This is a genomic window from Citrobacter sp. Cpo126 (assembly GCF_030332445.1).
In the GTDB taxonomy this organism is placed as follows: domain Bacteria; phylum Pseudomonadota; class Gammaproteobacteria; order Enterobacterales; family Enterobacteriaceae; genus Citrobacter; species Citrobacter portucalensis.
The window spans coordinates 282096-301213 of record NZ_JAOWHT010000027.1 but is presented as its reverse complement, the minus strand read 5'-3'; the positions used below and the strand labels follow the sequence as shown (position 1 = coordinate 301213).

17 protein-coding genes and 1 tRNA gene are annotated in these 19118 nt (G+C 51.2%); 12 read left to right on the top strand and 6 right to left on the bottom strand.

The genetic code is table 11. The annotated features are described in order from the left end of the window. Positions 1 to 111 precede the first annotated feature (111 nt). The 6 genes from fimA (at position 112) to sfmF (ending at position 6181) form a co-directional block, all read left to right on the top strand. Entirely contained in the window at positions 112 to 666 is a 555-nt protein-coding gene (gene fimA, locus OGY17_RS06410) for a type 1 fimbrial major subunit FimA (RefSeq protein WP_032934356.1), read from the top strand. Between the two features lie 77 nt (positions 667 to 743). Then, the gene (gene fimI / locus OGY17_RS06405) at positions 744 to 1277 is read left to right on the top strand and encodes a type 1 fimbrial protein subunit FimI (protein WP_048214759.1); all 534 of its coding nucleotides are present in this window, start codon (positions 744 to 746) and stop codon (positions 1275 to 1277) included. A gap of 41 nt (positions 1278 to 1318) precedes the next feature. After that, on the top strand, positions 1319 to 2011 hold the full coding sequence (gene fimC, locus OGY17_RS06400; RefSeq protein WP_286606668.1) for a type 1 fimbria chaperone FimC: 693 nt from the start codon (positions 1319 to 1321) through the stop codon (positions 2009 to 2011). 7 nt (positions 2012 to 2018) lie between these two features. Next, entirely contained in the window at positions 2019 to 4640 is a 2622-nt protein-coding gene (locus tag OGY17_RS06395; RefSeq protein ID WP_267448364.1) for a fimbrial biogenesis usher protein, read from the top strand. Between the two features lie 4 nt (positions 4641 to 4644). After that, positions 4645 to 5652 carry a type 1 fimbria D-mannose specific adhesin FimH gene (fimH, locus tag OGY17_RS06390; RefSeq protein ID WP_048214757.1) on the top strand — a complete coding sequence of 336 codons (1008 nt, stop codon included), beginning with the start codon at positions 4645 to 4647 and terminating at the stop codon, positions 5650 to 5652. Positions 5653 to 5686: 34 nt separating this feature from the next. After that, positions 5687 to 6181 (top strand): fimbria assembly protein, encoded by a 495-nt coding sequence (gene sfmF, locus OGY17_RS06385; RefSeq protein WP_286606711.1) that lies wholly within the window; start codon positions 5687 to 5689, stop codon positions 6179 to 6181. Positions 6182 to 6230: 49 nt separating this feature from the next. Here sfmF and fimZ read toward each other — a convergent pair whose 3' ends face one another. The 3 genes from fimZ to fimW form a co-directional block, all read right to left on the bottom strand. Beyond that, complete coding sequence (fimZ, locus tag OGY17_RS06380; RefSeq protein ID WP_003831119.1) at positions 6231 to 6863, bottom strand: fimbria biosynthesis transcriptional regulator FimZ; 633 nt, start codon at positions 6861 to 6863, stop codon at positions 6231 to 6233. Between the two features lie 586 nt (positions 6864 to 7449). Next, a complete protein-coding gene (gene fimY, locus OGY17_RS06375) occupies positions 7450 to 8172 on the bottom strand; it encodes a fimbria biosynthesis regulator FimY (protein WP_032942589.1) in 723 nt (240 codons plus the stop codon). 386 nt (positions 8173 to 8558) lie between these two features. After that, positions 8559 to 9152 (bottom strand): fimbria biosynthesis transcriptional regulator FimW, encoded by a 594-nt coding sequence (gene fimW, locus OGY17_RS06370; RefSeq protein WP_008784010.1) that lies wholly within the window; start codon positions 9150 to 9152, stop codon positions 8559 to 8561. Between the two features lie 34 nt (positions 9153 to 9186). Here fimW and OGY17_RS06365 point away from each other — a divergent pair, with 34 nt between their 5' ends. Together OGY17_RS06365 and OGY17_RS06360 are read left to right on the top strand one after the other, a co-directional pair. After that, on the top strand, positions 9187 to 9366 hold the full coding sequence (locus OGY17_RS06365) for a hypothetical protein (protein ID WP_003831122.1): 180 nt from the start codon (positions 9187 to 9189) through the stop codon (positions 9364 to 9366). A 39-nt stretch (positions 9367 to 9405) separates the two neighbouring features. Continuing rightward, a tRNA-Arg gene (locus OGY17_RS06360) sits at positions 9406 to 9482 on the top strand. Between the two features lie 26 nt (positions 9483 to 9508). Here the strand turns inward: OGY17_RS06360 and torS are convergent. Continuing rightward, positions 9509 to 12283 (bottom strand): TMAO reductase system sensor histidine kinase/response regulator TorS, encoded by a 2775-nt coding sequence (torS, locus tag OGY17_RS06355; RefSeq protein ID WP_286606664.1) that lies wholly within the window; start codon positions 12281 to 12283, stop codon positions 9509 to 9511. An 82-nt stretch (positions 12284 to 12365) separates the two neighbouring features. Between torS and torT the strand changes: the two genes are divergently transcribed. After that, the gene (gene torT, locus OGY17_RS06350; protein ID WP_111465967.1) at positions 12366 to 13397 is read left to right on the top strand and encodes a TMAO reductase system periplasmic protein TorT; all 1032 of its coding nucleotides are present in this window, start codon (positions 12366 to 12368) and stop codon (positions 13395 to 13397) included. On the opposite strand, the gene torR is transcribed toward torT, so the two are convergent. Beyond that, positions 13370 to 14062 (bottom strand): two-component system response regulator TorR, encoded by a 693-nt coding sequence (gene torR, locus OGY17_RS06345; protein ID WP_020996565.1) that lies wholly within the window; start codon positions 14060 to 14062, stop codon positions 13370 to 13372. The genes torT and torR overlap by 28 nt on opposite strands. Positions 14063 to 14193: 131 nt before the next feature. Between torR and torC the strand changes: the two genes are divergently transcribed. From torC to torD, 3 genes are read left to right on the top strand one after another with little or no spacing between them, the layout of a single operon-like run. Beyond that, positions 14194 to 15372: a pentaheme c-type cytochrome TorC gene (torC, locus tag OGY17_RS06340; RefSeq protein WP_003831126.1), complete on the top strand. Its 1179-nt coding sequence runs from the start codon at positions 14194 to 14196 to the stop codon at positions 15370 to 15372. Continuing rightward, a complete protein-coding gene (torA, locus tag OGY17_RS06335; RefSeq protein WP_286606662.1) occupies positions 15362 to 17902 on the top strand; it encodes a trimethylamine-N-oxide reductase TorA in 2541 nt (846 codons plus the stop codon). Before torC ends, torA begins: the two co-directional genes overlap by 11 nt. Continuing rightward, on the top strand, positions 17899 to 18513 hold the full coding sequence (torD, locus tag OGY17_RS06330) for a molecular chaperone TorD (RefSeq protein ID WP_111465964.1): 615 nt from the start codon (positions 17899 to 17901) through the stop codon (positions 18511 to 18513). Before torA ends, torD begins: the two co-directional genes overlap by 4 nt. A gap of 55 nt (positions 18514 to 18568) precedes the next feature. Here torD and uspF read toward each other — a convergent pair whose 3' ends face one another. Further along, on the bottom strand, positions 18569 to 18997 hold the full coding sequence (uspF, locus tag OGY17_RS06325; protein WP_003831130.1) for a universal stress protein UspF: 429 nt from the start codon (positions 18995 to 18997) through the stop codon (positions 18569 to 18571). Positions 18998 to 19118: the final 121 nt, after the last annotated feature.

The window sequence follows — 19118 nt, the reverse complement described above, 5'->3', positions numbered from 1 at the left end:
ATATATCTTTACAGGATGCAGAGATAATTAGCCTGACATTTAATGTCGATAATGATTCAAACGGATCCCGCAGGATGCCGGAGCCGGATGTGTGTAATTCAAGGGAAATCCATGAAACGTAAATTAATGACCTCTTCTGTTATTGCCAGCCTGATGTTAGTTGCAGGTGCAGCGGTTGCAGCCGATCCGGTAAGCGTTAGCGGCGGTACTGTGCATTTTGAAGGTGAACTGGTCAATGCAGCCTGTGCAGTCAGTACTCAGTCATCAGATCAGGTTGTCACCTTAGGCCAGTATCGTACCGCCAGTTTTACCGCAGTTGGCGATACAACGGCGCAAATTCCTTTCTCCATCGTGCTGAACGACTGTGACCCGAAAGTTGCCGCAACCGCAGCCGTGGCTTTCTCTGGTCAATCCGATATTACCAACAACAACCTGCTGGCTGTCACTTCTGCAGATAACGGTACCACTGCCAGCGGTGTCGGGATTGAGATCCTGGACAATACGTCCACCGCGCTGAAGCCGGATGGAGCTACCTTCTCTACCGCTCAGGCGCTGGTAGAAGGGACCAACACCCTGCGTTTCTCTGCGCGTTACAAAGCCACTGCCACCAGCGCTACGCCGGGTCAGGCAAATGCCGACGCGACGTTCATCATGAAGTACGAATAAGCCGTTCTGATTTGCGCAAGGATGACGTTCGCCTCACTGGATGAGGCAATTTCCGGGGATGATGAAGGATGCGGCAGATGATAGGGAAAGGTGTGGCGCTGGCGGGAATGCTGTGCGTACTGCCTGTGTTTGCACATACGGTAATACTGGAAAGCGGTCGCCTTCACTTACGGGGGCAGCTCGTCAATGGTGCCTGTACGGTCGCTACCGACAGCCAAAATTTGCGGGTGCAAATGGGGCAGTATCGCACCAATGCTTTCTCCGGGACGGGAAGCTTTGCCTCTACCAGCGTGCCGTTTTCACTACGCTTAACGTCATGCAGCTCCGATGTTTATGACCACGTTGGGATTGCGTTTGCAGGTGTGACACCAGCAGAAGATCCGCAGGTTTTTCTTGCTAGTGGTGATGCGTCTGCGGCTTCGGGGATCGGTCTGGCGTTATTTGATGAGCGCCAACAGCAAATTATTCCGAATGCGCTGCCGCTTCATTATGCACCGATTATAACGCAAGAGATGACGTTTCATTTCACTGCTCGTTATCGGGCTGTCTCGGAAAATATAACGCCGGGAACGCTTCGTTCAGACGTGTGGTTTACGTTGGTTTATCCCTGATTAATTTCCCAACGATAATCACACCAAAGGTATTTGTAGCTATGTTTAATTATCTAAAATCAGGTTTTATCCTTTTACTTGCCTTATTTTCTGCTGCCAGTGTTCAGGCTGCCGGAGGCATTGCATTAGGCGCCACCCGCGTTATTTATCCAGCCGATGCCAAACAAACGTCCCTGTCTATTAGCAATAGTGATACCAAAGAACGTTACCTGGTCAATTCATGGATCGAGAATAGCGCAGGCGTTAAAGAAAAATCGTTTGTGGTTACGCCTCCGCTGTTCGTCAGCGAACCCAAAAGCGAAAACACGCTGCGTATCATCTATGCAGGTGTTCCGCTGCCCAAAGACCGTGAATCGCTGTTCTGGATGAATGTGAAAGCCATTCCGTCAGTCAATAAAAACAGCCTTGAGGGTAAAAACGTTCTGCAACTGGCGATTCTGTCCCGCATCAAGCTTTTTGTCCGTCCGAATAATCTGCCGCAAATTCCGGAAGATGCGCCCGGGATGCTGAAATTTTCCCGTACCGGCAACCACCTGAAAATCAATAATCCGTCAGCGTATTACGTCACCTTGGTCAATCTCAACGTGGGGAAAACGAAGGTTGATAACGTGATGGTCGCGCCGAAAAGTGATGCGCAGGTCCTGCTATCAACGGGCGTTCAGGGCAACGTCACGTTCCAGACGGTCAATGATTATGGCGCCGTGACCCCGGCCCAAACGGTTAGCGTGCGTTGAGATAACGATGAATAAGACAACGTATTTTCCTGGCCTGTTACCGGGGGTTACGCCACCGCTGGCGGGGGTGGCGTTGTCCACGCTGGCGGCGCTCTTTCCCTCTTTAAGCCATGGGGAAAGCTATTTTAATCCGGCCTTTTTATCTGCGGATACGGCAACCGTGGCGGATTTATCACGTTTTGAAAAAGGCAATCATCAGCCTGAAGGTGTTTATCGTGTGGATATCTGGCGCAACGATGAGTTTGTTGCCACTCAGGATATTCGTTTTACGAGCAGTGCGGGAAAAACCGGGGAGAAGTCCGGTGGGCTGATGCCGTGTTTTGGACTCGACTGGGTGAAGCGCCTTGGCGTCAATATCACCGCATTTCCGGCACTCAGTAAGGATCCGAACGATACCTGCATCAATCTACCTGAGGCGATTCCAGGCAGCGAGATTGCATTTGATTTTTCTACCCTGCGCTTAAACGTCAGCCTGCCGCAGGCGTCAATGTTAAACAGCGCGCGTGGCTATATTCCGCCGGAGGAGTGGGATGAAGGGATCCCGGCTGCGCTGGTCAACTACAGCTTTACCGGCAGCCGCGGCAGTGACACTGACAGCTATTTCTTAAGTATGCTCAGTGGCCTGAACTATGGCCCCTGGCGCTTGAGAAATAACGGCGCATGGAGCTATTCCAAAGGTGACGGATACCACTCACAAAGCTGGAAAAACATCGGTACATGGCTTCAGCGCGCGATTATCCCGCTGAAGGGTGAACTGGTGATGGGCGACAGCAACACCGGCAACGACGTTTTTGACAGCGTCGGGTTTCGCGGTGCGCGGCTCTATTCCTCAGACAGTATGTATCCCGACAGCTTACAGGGCTATGCGCCTACCGTTCGCGGTATTGCGCGTACCGCAGCGAAACTGACCATTCGTCAGAATGGCTATGTGATTTATCAAAGCTATGTTTCACCGGGCGCTTTTTCGATAACCGATCTCAACCCGACGTCATCCAGCGGTGACCTTGAGGTGACGGTGGACGAAAAAGACGGCAGCCAGCAGCGCTATACGGTGCCGTACTCCACGGTTCCCTTGTTACAACGAGAAGGGCGTTTCAAATACGACGTGGTTGCCGGGGATTTTCGCAGCGGCAATAGCCAGCAATCTTCACCGTTCTTTTTCCAGGGAACATTAATTGCCGGGTTACCAGAAGGCTACACCGCTTATGGCGGTACGCAGCTGGCCTCACGTTACACCGCGGTAGTTTTAGGCACTGGCCGAAACCTGGGGGACTGGGGGGCGGTTTCTGTGGATTTAACCCATGCGCGCAGTCAACTGGCGGATGACAGTACGCATCAGGGGCAGTCTTTGCGTTTTCTGTATGCAAAATCGCTGAACAACTTTGGTACAAACTTCCAGCTGTTGGGATATCGCTACTCAACGCGCGGCTTCTATACCCTTGATGACGTCGCGTATCGCAGCATGGAAGGGTATGAGTATGAATACGACAGCGAAGGCAATCGCCACGACGTGCCCGATGTGAAGAGTTACCACAACCTGAGTTACAGCAAAAAGGGCCGCTTCCAGATTAACATTTCGCAGAACCTGGGAGACTACGGCTCGCTGTATGTTTCGGGGAGTCAGCAAACGTACTGGAATACCTCAGACACCAATACCTGGTATCAGGTGGGCTATGCCAGCGGCTGGCAGGGAATTAGCTATTCACTCTCCTGGTCGTGGAATGAATCGGTAGGCATCTCCGACACCGACCGTATTCTGGCATTCAATATGTCAGTGCCGTTCAGCCTGCTAAGCGGACGGCGCTACTCGCGTGATAACGCGCTCGATCGCACCTACGCCACTTTTAATGCCAACCGCAACAGCAACGGACAAAACAGCTGGCAGAGCGGGATCGGCGGTACGTTACTGGATGGACGCAACCTGAGCTATAGCGTGAATCAGGGGCACAGCAGCACCAACGGTTACAGCGGAAACGCCAGCGCCAACTGGCAGGCGGCTTATGGCACGCTGGGCGTGGGATACAACTACGATCGTGATCAACATGACTATAACTGGCAGCTCTCCGGCGGCGTGGTGGGGCATGCAGACGGTATTACGCTCAGTCAGCCGCTGGGGGACACCAATGTGCTGGTTAAAGCACCTGGCGCGCAGGGTGTGCGGATAGAAAACCAGACCGGCGTGCAAACCGACTGGCGCGGATACGCGGTGATGCCGTATGCCACCGTTTATCGCTATAACCGGGTCGCGTTAGATACCAATTCAATGAACAACAATACCGATGTGGAAAATAACGTTAGCAGCGTCGTGCCAACGCAAGGAGCATTGGTGCGAGCCGCGTTTGATACACGTATCGGTGTGCGGGCGCTGATAACCGCGAAATATGCAGGTAAACCTGTGCCATTTGGATCCGTTGTGCGTGAAAACACCAGCGGCGTGACCAGTATGGTGGGCGAAGACGGACAAATCTACCTGAGCGGCTTACCGCTAAAAGGCGAATTGCTGATCCAATGGGGGGAAAGCGCTAACGCTCGCTGCGTGGCGCACTATGCCTTGCCTGAGGAGAGTCTGAAACAGGCGGTGACGCTCACGAACGTGACGTGCGAATCTCCAACGGCACGACAGGAATAATACGATGAAACGACAAACAGGTTTGTTACTGGGAAGCGCTTTACTGCTGATGGCTCATTCGTCCTGGGCGACGGTCTGCCAAAACTCGAATGGCACACCAACGGATGTTTTTTACGATCTGTCGAACGTCTTTAACAGCAGCAATAATCAGCCGGGGCAGGTGGTGACGTTACCGGAAAAATCGGGCTGGGTTGGCGTTAATGCCACCTGTCCGGCTGGGACAACGGTGAATTACACCTATCGAAGCTATGTCACTGAACTTCCGGTTCAAAGTACCGAGGGTGGTTTTCAGTATCTGAAGCTCAATGACTACCTGCTGGGGGCCATGAGCATCACCGACAGCTATGCCGGGTTGTTTTATCCTCCGCGAAATTATATCCGTATGGGCGTTGACTCGAACGTTTCGAAGCAGAAGCCTTTTGGCGTACAGGATTCAAACCTGGTGTTTAAACTCAAAGTGATCCGCTCGTTTATTAACATGGTGCCGATCCCGCGCCAGACCATGTTCAGAGTCTATGTCACGACCAGTACCGGAGATGCGCTAAGCACGCCGGTTTATACCATCAGCTACAGCGGTAAGGTGGAGGTTCCACAAAACTGTGAGGTGAACGCAGGGCAGATTGTCGAGTTTGATTTTGGCGATATTGGCGCATCGTTGTTCAGCAAGGCGGGGGCAGGAAACCGTCCCGAAGGCATTAATCCGCAGACCAAAACGGTGGCGATAAAATGCACCAACGTCGCTGCACAGGCCTACTTAACCATGCGGGTAGAGGCCGAGAAAGCCTCTGGGCAAATGATGGTATCGGACAATCCTGACTTAGGGTTCATTGTCGCCGACAAAACCGGTAGACCGCTGACGCCCAATAATCTGTCCAGCACGATCCCATTTCAACTGGATGATAACGCCGCGGCAAACGTGAGTATTCGGACTTGGCCGGTCAGCGTGACGGGGAATAAACCTACCGAAGGGCCTTTTACTGCCCGTGGCTATCTGCGAGTAGATTATGACTAACAAGCAAACGCCAACTTCATGGGCGCTTCTGGTGATGCTGCCCATACTGACATTCAGCTCGTTGTGCCATGCGTCCTCATCGCTGGGCGAAATCAATATTGAACTGCGCGGAAACGTGGTGGACTTTACCTGCGCGGTGATTGCCAGCGACAGCAATAAGTCGGTTGAATTGGGCACCTGGCCAACAAAGCAGTTACAGACCAGCGGGGATACTACCCAACCAGTCTCGTTTACGCTGAAGCTGGAAGGCTGCCCGCCGGGATCCGCGTCAATAACGTTTTCTGGTACCCCGGCCCCCGGTACGACGTTGCTGGCGCTTGATGACGCGGTGATGGCGCAAAAGGTGGCGATCGAACTGCATGACAGCGACCGTACGCGATTACCGCTCGAGCAGGCCAGCCAAACCGTAGGGATTGATGAGAACGGCAATGCCACGCTGACCTTTTTCGCCAACTATATCGCGTTAGCAGACGGGGTTCAGCCTGGCCTCGCCAGGGCCGATGCCACATTTATGATTAACTATAACTAATCAATGCGCGGATAAAACGCTCCCGAACGAAGTCTCGCCGGGAGTGCTATTACATTAATTCATGCATTTTTGCGTAATCGATCAGCTCAACGATAGTATGTAAGCCGAGTTTGGCGTAGATGTTAGCTTTGTGAGCACTAATCGTTTTATTGCTGAGTAACAGCTGCTCAGCAATTTCCTTATTAGAAAGGCCATTTGCCAGATAACGCAAAACCGTAACTTCGCGATTAGAGAGCGGCATGTCATTCAATACACCTTTTTTCATATTTATATTGTTAATGAAGTTAAGGGTGTCTGAAGGGAAAAAAGAATATCCCGATAAAATCATTTTTACCGCATTGTAGATATCATTTAAATCCTTTCGTTTACTGACAAAACCATTTGCACCGGCCCGGATAGCACGCCCGGCATAAAAAGACTCCGATTTGGAGGAGAGAAACAACACCCGAGTATTCTCCTGCAGAGACTTTATTCTCTTGAGTAATGTAAATCCATCTGAACCAGGTAGTTCAATATCCAGAATGACAAGATCGACAGGGTAAGTGCGCAGGTGCTCTATTGCCGTACGGCTGTCATCGGTCTTCAACACAACCTGGATATTACTGTTTTTTTCAAGTAGTACTTCTATCGACATTCTGACAATAGGGTGTTCGTCCATAATGATAACGGATGCTGGTTTCATTGTTGTATGCCTCAAACTGTATGCGTATCTTGATAATTTTATAAAACATAAGGCGTTATAATATTGTCAAATAGCCAAGGGTTGTTCTGAGGGAGAGTCGAATAAATATTATTTCATCCTTGTTTATTCGGTTGCTCTTCTACAGAACAATGAATTTGTGGAAAATCCATTTCACACTGGGAAAACTAACAATTAATCAGAAAACTATGGGGATTATACCTGCTCTGTTCTTTCGGAAAAGGCTTACAACATTCAGGTTGTTAATGTCAGTTAGGATGTTCTAAAAGATCCAGATGTGTTAATGACTATTGGCATTATTTTACTGCTGTTTGAATTATGGCAGACTGAAAAAAATTTTTAAATGGTAAAAACAATACAATAAACTAATTGTTTAGGATTTGTTAAGGTGGGAATGACGCTATTTGTGCTGATATGCACAGAATCAGTATGGTTTACTGGGGTGGTGGAAGTTAGCATAATACCAGGAATAGTTGTAAATATTAAATAGTTGTGAAATTTAGATCTTTTATCTCATATAAAAATAAGTAATTTCCTAAAAAATCTTATGGCACATAGGGTTAGGGTGTTAAATTAAATGAGCAGAGGTAACGCTGAGGCGATGTATCAGGTGCAAAAAACGCTGCCGGTTTGCTAAGCCCAGACGCGCAATCAGCTGGTTCAGGCGATAGATGATACGGTGGTAGGGGCGAGCTTGTAACAAAGCAATCTCTTTTAAGGAGTTACCTTGTAAGAGTAATTCCACCATCTCCCAATCGAGCTGGTTTATGTGCCTGGAGTGAATATAGTTAAGGACTGGCGACAATAAAGCGCGGCGCATCTCCGGGAGGCGCAGGCTACGTGACAAGATATAAAATGGACCGGACAGAGAAATAAAAGGGATTAGGTCTTCATCGTGGCGGGAAAGTAATATGAAGATTTGGATGTTATTCCGCGGTTTAATTAGCTGGCGCAGATACTCCAGAACATCAAAATAAGAGATTGTTAAACCTTCCATATCAACCACTAACTGACTAATTACCGACTCTCGCAGGCTGATTTTGGCCGATTCAATGGTCTGGAAGATCGCGGTACGTGCTCCTGAAAATAAATGTCGACCCAGCGCATAGGCCAGATAGTAATCTGTCGTAATAATCGCCTGAGATATAGTGTCACTCGGTAATGTGTATTCGAGTTTTTGCGTCAGATACTCAAGTTGGTCAAATACCTGTGATGTGTAGTGAGGATATTGCCAGGTACAGTTAGTGTTTCGTATACGGCGATGTCGATCCCGGCGTTTTGCGCTGTGCATCCTTTTCCATTCCATTTCTGTTGCGGCAGGTCTGGATAAATTGCCGACTATAAACATCCCTGACCCAAATTTTCTCCAGCGTAAAGGCGAGTTTCCTTGTGCTGTTGGGTTTCAATGCTTCAGCAATCATCAGACTGGCAATTGCGTATCCCATCAGAATAATCTGCCGGAAGTTTTCTGATGTCTTACTCAATGCCCAAAAAGTCGTTTTATCCAGTTCAACCTCTCTATGGGATTAGATAAAATATTACCGGGTGTGTCTTTCTGTTACCCCGGAAATAGTAAGCCAGGATTATTCTGGCAGCATGGAGATAGGTACAGTAGGTGCCGATACTTAATTGGTGATGAGATTTTTCTCAATAAAAAATCAGGCAGAGAGATGCCACCTAATTTTGTAGAAAGTTCAGATGCGCCCGGATGTATCTTAAGAATTGCTGATCGTTTTTCACATGCAGTTTTTTCATAATGCTGCGACGGGTGGCTTTGGCCTGAATTTCGCTTACCGAGAGCAAGTGAGCTGTTTCGGCTAAGGTATAGCCGCTGGCGAGAAACATTAAGAACTGACGTTCTTCGATAGAAAAGTTGCGAGTGGTGCAGTAATGGCAGATAGTTGCGGGCACGTTGTTGCGCAGCGCGCGTTTTTGCAGGATAAGGACTAATTTTTTAGTCATTTCCTCAACGTCATCTTCCCGATAGATCAGTGGCAACATGTACAGGCAGGGCCGGAACATCAGCTTATCTTTATCGTTTCTGTTGCAGATGACAACCCGGTGTTGGCGGCGGGTATGGACCGGAATCTGATAGCAATCGGCGCTGAGCCAATCTTCATCCAGGGAAATAAACGCGATGTCAGCGCGATCGATATCCTCGACAGGCAAAAAGCAAATCTCCTGATGCCACTGATTTGCCAAATGGGAGATGATAATTTTTAGTCCATGTTCGAAGTGACTGTTTTCTTCCTTGATGGCGATACTTAACATTAAAGAGTTCCTGAACCGCTGGAGGGGTAAGGGAATGTTAAGCAAAATCATAAATATTCTAAATACATGTATCCCTAAATCTGGCGTTTCGTGGGCTGAGTTGTTACCAGGCGATTTCCTGGATACCCTTGAACAAGCAGAAAAAATCAACATTCGTTCACTTCGCCAGCAACTGAAACAAAAGGCATTGACTCAGCAGGCGCTGACCGTATAATTCACGCGTTTCATCTGCATGAAGTAATCACTTCGCAATGCGCCCTTAGCTCAGTTGGATAGAGCAACGGCCTTCTAAGCCGTAGGTCGTAGGTTCGAATCCTACAGGGCGTACCATTCAAAATCAGTCCCTATGCTCAGCTTCAACGTACCGTTACGCGCGGGACGGTTTTTTTTTCCAGCCAACGTTCTACCTCGTAAAGACTTTGTTGGATCTCCTCTCTGAGTGAAAAATCACCCAACGGCTGCTGTTCCAGTGCTGCGCACATCGTGCTGGCTGAGCGCATTCCCATGCTGGCGCAGCTGCTTTTTAGCTGATGCGTCAGACGTTTTATCCGCTCGTCGTCATGTGCTGCGCGGGCAGCGTCAATCTCATCTAATACAGGAAGAGTGTGTTGCTTAAAGAGCGCTAACCATTCGTGCACCTTTTGCCATCCCATAGCCTGGATATCTCCAGACAACTGCTGAAAATCTAACCGTTTGTTGTCATTTTCTGATGCAAGCGGGAGAGTCGCACTACCGTGCAGATAATGCGTAATAAGTCGACTGAGTTCATCCCGGGGGACTGGTTTTTGAATAATGCCAAGGAACAGGGTGCTGGTTCTTTGGCTTAGCGTTTCGTCGATGACGTGCGCGCTAAAGCCGATCAGGCTAAGTGCCGGATAGTCGTGGGCTAACTGCTGCGCCAGCGTGATCCCGTCGATATCAGGAAGATCGAAATCAACCAGAGCAGCATCGTAGCGTGTATCTTCCTGCAATATTTTTAGCGCCTCAGCGGCGCTGCTGGCAGCAGTAACCTGTGCGCCATTGAGGATGAGCATTTCAGTACTGATACGTTGTGTAAGAGGATTATCCTCGATAAGCAATAAGCGTAAGCCCTGTAACGATATGGAGCGTTGTGCGGGTTTCATGATGGGCATCGTGGTTGCCCGCAATGGCAGACGCAGCTGGAAACAACTCCCGACGCCGGGCGTGCTGGTGACGCTCAGCTCTCCCTGCATTGCCTGAGCGAGACTGGCGCTGATGGTTAGTCCGAGTCCGGTTCCACCTCGTTTACTGCTTACCTGAACAAACGGCTGAAAAATATCGTGCTGGCGGGCAGGGTCAATACCACATCCCGTATCTTCAACCTCGATGTACCAGTTTTTGCCCTCACATCGGCTACGCAGGATGATGTGTCCCCGATCGGTAAAGCGTAGTGCGTTGTTTAATAAATTAGTAATGATTTGCCGAATGCGGCGCGGATCGCCACGCAGGGAAGCGGGAACGTCATCGGCAAAATCCGCAACCAGCACGACCGGGCGACCAGCAACGCGGCTGTTCATGAGTTGAAGCGTACTTTCCAGCAAGGGTTTGGGTTCAAAAGGCTCATCGCCTATCGCCACATTTTTTCCACCGGCTTCGATGGCGGAATAGTCCAGAATATCGTTGAGGATGGTCAGCAAAGACTCGCCCGAGTCGGTGATTGCGCGTAGATTTTCCCGATGCTGTGCCAGGGAGGGATTGTCTGAGAGTAACTGCGCAGTGCCGAGGATACCATACAGCGGGGTGCGTATTTCATGGCTCATGGCGGCAAGAAACGCCGATTTTGCCTGGTTAGCTTTTTCAGCTTCTGCACGGGCCTGTCGGTGTTCAGATACCATAGAACGCAGCTCGGCGGTGCGAGCTTTAACCTGTGCAGCCAGATGTTCGCGATGGCTATTGAGGGCGTGAACGCTGCCGCGAAAGGCATCCATCAACCGCCCGATGGTATCCAGTTCACGAACGCCTGCGGTTTCCGGGAATGGGGAGTCAATATCCCCCTCAAGCAGACGCTGTAACGCCTGGGTTTGCTGTGCCAGTGGTCGAGTGACTGAGCGATAAACCACACGCCAAAGTATAAGAATCAGCAAACATAATGACACGCCACCTAACAGCAGCAGCAAGTGTTGCCCGCGCTGGCTGGCCTGTTTGAGATGTGCCAGTCCGCTTTGATTACGCTGGCCGATGGTTTCCACCAACTGGCTGACTTCGCTACTGAAACGGGTAAATTGCTCGATATTATTCTGCGATAAGATCTGCAATTGGGTCGTGATGTCATTATCCTGGCGATACAGGGACAGCAGCTCAACATAACGGCTAATCGTATTGACGGTGTTGGTCACCTGAGTGCGCACCACGGGATCTTCAATACGTAGTTGTCGGCGCTGAAGTACTCTGACGGCGGCATTCAACTGGTTTTCCAGCGCAGCCAGGTTATTCTGCGCCTGGTTATTCCCCAGGTTCATGACCATTTGCTGCACGCGTAGCGCACTCAGGCGCAGTTCATTCATCTGGTTATAATATTCCAGATCGATATCGATGAGCCTGTCCAGCGCGTGTTCAGCGGCCTGCCCCTGATGGCTCTCAATCAAATCATAAATGCTGGCCTGTGTCGCTCCCGCCGACGTGGCGGCATTACTGGCCTGACCGCGTGCCATTTCGGCAACGTCAGCGGTGGCCTCAATAATTTGCTGGCTGAGTTGTTGCTGTTGAGCACGTAATTTCAGGCGTTCGCCAACCATCTCCCCCTGATGGCTTAACGACCGGGCGATTTCTTTCTCCTGCTGTTCAATGGCAGAAGTATCAAAGCCCTGTTCACGAAGGGTTTTGAGTAATGTGGTTATTTTCAGACTCTGGGCGGTTAGCATTCTCCCCTGAGCCAGCCACATATTTTCATTGTCTGCGGTGGTCAGATTTTGTGCGGAAAACAGTTCCCAGGCGCTGGCTTCGCTGAGCTGGCGTGCCATATCCATGGTTGGAATTAGCGCCTGGGTATTGGCCTGCTCAACCTGGCTGACAAAACGCAGGTTATACCAGCCTGTCAGCGTACTGATGAGAGTCAGTGCCGCCATCAGCGCAAAGCCTATCCACAGTCGTTTGGTCAGAGATAAATTCACTGTCTGGTCGCCACAGATTAAAAAGGTTGAGTCCAAAAGAGGAAAGCAACTAGGATAAAGCCTTATCAATGTTGAGGCTATCATGCGCGTATTGGTTTTCCTGTTAATCACGCTTTTTCCCGGTTTGAGTCATGCGGCCGGGTCCGCATTGCTGCGCTGGCAGGATACGCAGCAGGCAGTCCCGGAACTGCAATCGGACGTTACTGCAAACAAAGTCTGGAAACTGTGCGCGCTGTATCCCAGCCTGAAAGACTCCTATTGGCTTTCCGTGAATTACGGCATGCTTGAGGCAGCGAGAAAATACGGAGTAAGTCTGAAGGTGTTAGAGGCGGGAGGGTATCGTCAGTTCTCCACGCAAAAAACACAAATCGCCCAGTGCCAGCAATGGGGAGCAGATGCCATATTGCTGGGTAGCAGCACGACGACCTTCCCGGATCTTTCCGCGCAGGTAGGCGCGTTGCCGGTCATTGAGGTAGTGAATGCGATACACGATCCGACGGTGAAAGCACGGGTCGGCGTTCCGTGGTTCCAGATGGGGTATCAGCCGGGCCGCTATCTGGTCAAGTGGAGCGGCGGCAAACCGTTAAAGGTTCTGCTATTGCCAGGACCTGATGACGCCGGAGGCAGCCGCGAAATGGTGGCAGGATTCCGTCAGGCGATTGCTGGTAGTCAGGTGAACATCGTGGATGTGGCGTTGGGGGATAATGATATTGAAGTTCAGCGCAACCTGTTGCAGGAGATGCTTGAGCGTCACCCGGATGTCGATGTGGTTGCCGGTACGGCAATTGCTGCGGAAGCGGCGATGGGAGAGAAGCGGAATCCGGGGACGCCGCTCACCGTGGTCTCTTTTTACCTGTCGCATCAGGTATATCGCGGACTTAAACGCGAAAGAATCATTATGGCTGCCAGCGATCAGATGGTCTGGCAAGGTGAACTGGCGATTCAACAGGCGATCAGGGTACTACAAGGGCAACCGGTACCGGAAAATATCAGTCCGCCGATCCTGGTGCTCACCCCGAAAAATGCCGACAGCCAGCATGTTCAACGCTCGCTGTCTCCTGGCGGGTTCCGTCCGGTTTATCTGTATCAGTACACGTCGGCCGCTAAAAAATAACCTTCGCCGTGCTGTGTCACCAGTAAATCAGCCCGTAGCTTGTGGCGCAAACGGCGGATCAGTACATCTACGGTGCGTAAGTCTGGATTGTCTACCCGTCGTGCCGAAAGCATACGCAGTAAACGTTCGCGGCTGAGAATTTCCCCCGGATTGGTGACAAAGGCGACCAGCATTTCATACTCGGCGCGGGTGAGTTTGATCGTCTCATCGCCCAGCTCCAGGGTATGCCGGGAGACATTCAGACAGTATCCGGCAAACTGATAGCAGTTATCTTTGGTCTCCGGCTGTGCCTGGCGGGCAAGATCGATACGCCAGAGCAAATTTTTAACCCGAACCACCAGTTCACGTAGCTCCAGCGGCTTGGTGACATAATCATCAGCGCCCATTTCCAGGCCAACGATCCGGTCAATTTGATCGCTACGACCTGTCACCAGAATGATCCCCACCGTTGAGCGTTCGCGCAGGGCGCGGGTCAGCATTAAGCCATTTTCGTCCGGGAGGTTGATATCCAACAGAATGAGATCGACAGGATGTTGTGACATTATTTCACGCAGACCAGCTCCGCTGGCAGTGACAGAGACATGATAACCTTCCTGTTCAAAATATGCCTGTAACCTCGCCTGGGTAACGGGTTCATCTTCAACAATGACAATGTGATGCGGCATCCTGATGGTGTTCTCTTTCTGTTCATATCTGTTCACATTGTGCCGTAAGCCATTCATCCTGACCAGTGTTGCTGTTCACATTTGAGAAATAAGATCCTCTGTAACTAAACCATAAGATTACAGGGGCTATTATGCGGAAACTATGGAGGGCGCTGCTCAGACCGAGCGCACGTTGGTCAGTGTTGGCGCTGGTCGTTATCGGGATTGTGGTCGGTATTGCGCTGATCGTCTTACCGCACGTTGGTATTAAATTAACCAGTTCTACCGAGTTTTGCGTGAGCTGCCACAGTATGCAGCCGGTTTACGAAGAATATAAACAGTCTGCGCATTTTCAGAATGCCTCCGGGGTGCGCGCAGAATGTCATGACTGCCACATTCCATCCGATATTCCAGGCATGGTGAAACGTAAGCTGGAGGCCAGCAACGATATTTACCAAACCTTTGTTGCCCACTCTATTGATACTCCAGAGAAATTCGAAGCCAAACGCGCAGAGCTGGCGGAGCGCGAATGGGCACGAATGAAGGAGAACAACTCCGCAACCTGTCGTTCTTGTCATGACTATGATGCGATGGACCACGCGAAACAACATCCTGAAGCTGCGCGCCAGATGAAGATTGCGGCTAAGGACAACCAATCCTGTATCGACTGCCATAAAGGTATTGCACACCAGCTTCCCGATATGAGCAGCGGTTTCCGCAAGCAGTTTGATGAGTTACGCGCCAGGGCGAACGACGATGGCGAGACGCTCTACTCTCTGGACATCAAACCTATTTATGCCGCCAAAGGTGATAAAGAACCTGCAGGCTCACTGCTGCCCGCTTCTGAAGTGAAAGTGTTAAAGCGTGACGGTGACTGGCTGCAAATTGAAATTGTGGGCTGGACCGAGAGTAATGGGCGTCAGCGCGTGTTGGCGCAACTGCCGGGCAAGCGCATTTTTGTGGCTTCCATTCGTGGCGACATCCAGCAGCACGTGAAGACGCTGGAGCAAACCACCGTTGCGGAAACGAATACGCCATGGAGTAAATTGCAGGCCACTGCCTGGATGCAGAAGGGCGATATGGTCAACGATATCAAACCTATCTGGGCTTATGCCGACTCGCTCTATAACGGAACCTGTAACCAATGCCACGGTGCACCAGAGAAAGAACACTTTGATGCTAACGGTTGGATTGGCACGTTGAACGGCATGATTGGATTTACCAGTCTGGATAAACGCGAAGAACGTACCTTGCTGAAATATTTGCAGATGAATGCCTCTGACACTACGGATAAGCCGCATGGCGATAAGGGAGAAAGCAATGAAAAATAACGATCTCTTTCAGGCATCGCGCCGACGTTTTTTGCTGCAACTGGGCGGCTTGACCGTAGCTGGTATGTTAGGGCCTTCGCTGCTCACGCCGCGTAGCGCTAATGCCGCAGAGGTGCAGGGGGCAGGCGTCAAAGAGGGGATTCTGACCGGTTCTCACTGGGGGGCGATTCGTGCCACCGTGGTTGACGGTCGTTTCATTGAAGCCAGGCCGTTCGAGCGCGATAAATACCCGTCAAAAATGATCGCCGGACTCCCGGATCACGTACACGGTGGAGCGCGTATTCGCTATCCCATGGTCCGCGTGGACTGGTTGCGTAAACGCCATCAGAGCGATACCTCGCAACGTGGAGATAACCGCTTTGTGCGCGTTTCGTGGGATGAAGCGCTGGATTTCTTCTATCAGGAACTGGAGCGCATTCAGAAGACTTATGGTCCGAGCGCGCTGCTAACGGCCAGCGGCTGGCAATCGACCGGGATGTTCCACAATTCTTCCGGGATGCTGGCGCGTGCCATTGCGCTGCATGGCAACAGCGTGAGTACGGGGGGCGACTATTCCACCGGTGCCGCTCAGGTGATCCTGCCGCGCGTAGTCGGGTCAATGGAGGTATATGAACAGCAGACCTCCTGGCCACTGGTACTCGAAAACAGCAAAACCATTGTGCTGTGGGGTTCTGACCTCATCAAAAACCAGCAGGCGAACTGGTGGTGTCCGGATCATGATGTCTATGAATACTACGAGCAACTGAAGGAAAAAGTGGCGCGGGGCGAGATTTCGGTCATCAGCGTTGACCCGGTCGTCACCTCGACTCATGACTACCTTGGCCGCGACAAGGTTAAGCACATCGCCGTGAATCCGCAGGCTGATGTGCCGCTACAGCTGGCGCTGGCACACACGCTGTATACCGAGAAGCTCTACGATAAGCATTTCCTCGAGAACTACTGCGTTGGGTTTGAGCAATTTCTGCCTTATCTGCTGGGAGAAAGTGACGGACAGCCTAAAGATGCCCAGTGGGCGGAAAAAATCTGCGGGATTGATGCTGAGACAATCCGTGAACTTGCGCGGCAGATGGCGGGCGGCAGAACGCAAATTATTGCTGGCTGGTGCGTGCAGCGTATGCAGCACGGGGAACAGTGGGCGTGGATGATCGTGGTGCTGGCCTCAATGCTCGGGCAAATTGGCTTACCCGGCGGGGGATTTGGCTTTGGCTGGCACTACAACGGCGCGGGCACCCCAGGGCGTAAAGGCGTTATCCTGAGCGGATTTTCTGGTTCCACCACCGTTCCACCGGTACATGACAGCACCGATTATAAGGGCTACAGCAGTACCATCCCGATCGCGCGTTTTATCGATGCGATTCTGGAGCCGGGCAAGAGCATCAACTGGAACGGTAAAACCGTCAAGCTGCCACCGTTGAAGATGTGCGTTTTTGCCGGGACCAACCCTTTCCATCGTCACCAGCAGATCAACCGTATTATTGAGGGCTGGCGCAAGCTGGAAACCGTTATCGCCATCGACAATCAGTGGACTTCGACCTGTCGATTCGCCGATATCGTATTACCGGCGACGACCCAGTTTGAACGTAACGATCTCGACCAATATGGCAACCACTCCAACCGCGGCATTATCTCTATGAAGCAGCTGGTGCAGCCGCAGTTTGAAGCGCGTAATGATTTCGATATTTTCCGCGATCTTTGCCGCCGCTTTAACCGTGAAGAAGCGTTCACAGAAGGGTTGGATGAGATGGGCTGGTTGAAGCGCATCTGGCAGGAAGGAAGCCAGCAAGGGAAGGGACGCGGTGTTCATCTTCCGGCTTTCGACGTTTTCTGGAATCAGCAAGAGTACGTTGAATTCGAACATCCGCAGATGTTTGTCCGTCATCAGGCCTTCCGCGAAGATCCCGACCTTGAGCCTCTGGGGACGCCGAGCGGTTTGATCGAGATCTATTCGAAAACTATTGCCGATATGCAATATGACGATTGTCAGGGGCATCCAATGTGGTTTGAGAAAATCGAACGTTCACACGGTGGGCCTGGATCGCAGTGTTGGCCGCTGCATCTGCAATCCGTCCACCCGGATTTCCGTCTGCATTCACAGCTCTGCGAGTCCGAAGCGCTGCGTAAGCATTACGCGGTAGGTGGCAAAGAGCCGGTGTTTATTAACCCGCAGGATGCCAGCGCCAGGGGGATCCGCAACGGCGATATAGTTCGTGTATTTAATGCGCGTGGACAAGTGCTGGCCGGCGCGGTTGTCTCCGATCTCTACTCGCCGGGCGTGGCGCGCATCCATGAAGGTGCCTGGTACGATCCTGATAACGGTGGAGAAAGCGGAGCGCTGTGTAAATACGGTAATCCGAACGTGTTAACCCTAGATATCGGCACGTCTCAGCTGGCGCAGGCGACCAGTGCGCATACTACGCTGGTGGAAATTGAGAAATATACCGGTAAGGTGGATAACGTGACGGCGTTCAGCGGCCCGATAAAAATGGTGGCGCAGTGCGAATATGTCCCGGCACAGAAGGTGACGTCATGATGAAACACACCTCCCTGACGACAGAACAGATGGCCTGTGTTTATGCATGGTTGGCGCAAATGTTTTCCCGGGAGCGTGACGGTGAGGGATTAGCGCAATTGCAGTCCAGCGAAATGACGGAGTGGTTCACCGTACTCAAAGGTGAACCGTCGCTTGAGGCGGATGTTCTTTTGCTGGAAGCGAAAATTGCCGCGCTCAAGGTACGTGAAGACGCTACCCTGGAACTGGCGGCTGATTTTTGCAGCCTGTTCCTGATGTCGGATAAACACGCCGCGTTACCCTATGCGTCGGCTCATCTTGAAGAAGGTCCAAACTACGGGGTCATTAAACAACTGTTATCTGATGCGGGCATGCAGGTAAGCGATACGTTTAGCGAATCAGCCGATCATCTGGCGATTTTTATCGAACTGCTGAGCCATCTGCATTTTTCTCTTGGTGAGCCAGGGGTTAGCCGTCAGCGTATTGATGCGTTGCGCAGAGAAACGCTGGCGGGGCTGTTACGCTGGTTACCTGAGTTCACCGCTAAATGCCGCCGATATGATGACTTTGGTTTCTACGCTGCGCTGAGCCAGCTGCTACTGGCATTTGTCAGGCTGGATCATCAGAACTGAGTGATAGCCTGAGCCACAGAAAAACGGGAGCATATTCGCTCCCGTTTTAACCCTATCACCGCACAACCAGCACCGGGCATTTCGCGTGGCGGACTACGGCTGCCGCCGTTGAACCCAGTAAATAAGTGCTAAACCCCGGTTTGTGTGAGGCGATGACGATAAGCTCGGCGTCAACCGCCTCCGCCAGCTTGAGGATCTGATCCTTCGGCGGGCCGTAAACGACGTGGGTCTGAGTCCTGCCGGCAGGAATATTGAACTGCTTAATAATTTCTTCGAGTTTTTCGCTGGCCTTGGCCTGCAGACCACTTCTGTCCGGAAATTCGGTAGAGTAGGCCAGTCCCAGCGAGGCATAGAACGGAACGGTAGGAATAACGGCTAAAAAGTGGACCTTCGCGGTTTTAGCATGCGCCTGGACCTGCGGCACAACATGACGAGTGAGATCGGCTTCAGAGATATCAATGGGCACCAGAATTGAGCGATACATATTCACTACCTCCTGTTTGTTTTACCTCTACCCTGAGTGTAGCGAAAGTTGTTTCTGTATAATAAGTGACCAGATCAAGGATGTGTGCATCAGTGCGTGTCATTAAGCAGTATGTACTGTA

Bases quoted from the DNA above. Each gene is read 5' to 3' on its own strand.
- fimA (WP_032934356.1), top strand. From the start codon at position 112: ATGAAACGTAAATTAATGACCTCTTCTGTTATTGCCAGCCTGATGTTA.
- fimI (WP_048214759.1), top strand. From the start codon at position 744: ATGATAGGGAAAGGTGTGGCGCTGGCGGGAATGCTGTGCGTACTGCCT.
- fimC (WP_286606668.1), top strand. From the start codon at position 1,319: ATGTTTAATTATCTAAAATCAGGTTTTATCCTTTTACTTGCCTTATTT.
- OGY17_RS06395 (WP_267448364.1), top strand. From the start codon at position 2,019: ATGAATAAGACAACGTATTTTCCTGGCCTGTTACCGGGGGTTACGCCA.
- fimH (WP_048214757.1), top strand. From the start codon at position 4,645: ATGAAACGACAAACAGGTTTGTTACTGGGAAGCGCTTTACTGCTGATG.
- sfmF (WP_286606711.1), top strand. From the start codon at position 5,687: ATGCTGCCCATACTGACATTCAGCTCGTTGTGCCATGCGTCCTCATCG.
- fimZ (WP_003831119.1), bottom strand. From the start codon at position 6,863: ATGAAACCAGCATCCGTTATCATTATGGACGAACACCCTATTGTCAGA.
- fimY (WP_032942589.1), bottom strand. From the start codon at position 8,172: ATGCACAGCGCAAAACGCCGGGATCGACATCGCCGTATACGAAACACT.
- fimW (WP_008784010.1), bottom strand. From the start codon at position 9,152: ATGTTAAGTATCGCCATCAAGGAAGAAAACAGTCACTTCGAACATGGA.
- OGY17_RS06365 (WP_003831122.1), top strand. From the start codon at position 9,187: ATGTTAAGCAAAATCATAAATATTCTAAATACATGTATCCCTAAATCT.
- torT (WP_111465967.1), top strand. From the start codon at position 12,366: ATGCGCGTATTGGTTTTCCTGTTAATCACGCTTTTTCCCGGTTTGAGT.
- torR (WP_020996565.1), bottom strand. From the start codon at position 14,062: ATGCCGCATCACATTGTCATTGTTGAAGATGAACCCGTTACCCAGGCG.
- torC (WP_003831126.1), top strand. From the start codon at position 14,194: ATGCGGAAACTATGGAGGGCGCTGCTCAGACCGAGCGCACGTTGGTCA.
- torA (WP_286606662.1), top strand. From the start codon at position 15,362: ATGAAAAATAACGATCTCTTTCAGGCATCGCGCCGACGTTTTTTGCTG.
- torD (WP_111465964.1), top strand. From the start codon at position 17,899: ATGATGAAACACACCTCCCTGACGACAGAACAGATGGCCTGTGTTTAT.
- uspF (WP_003831130.1), bottom strand. From the start codon at position 18,997: ATGTATCGCTCAATTCTGGTGCCCATTGATATCTCTGAAGCCGATCTC.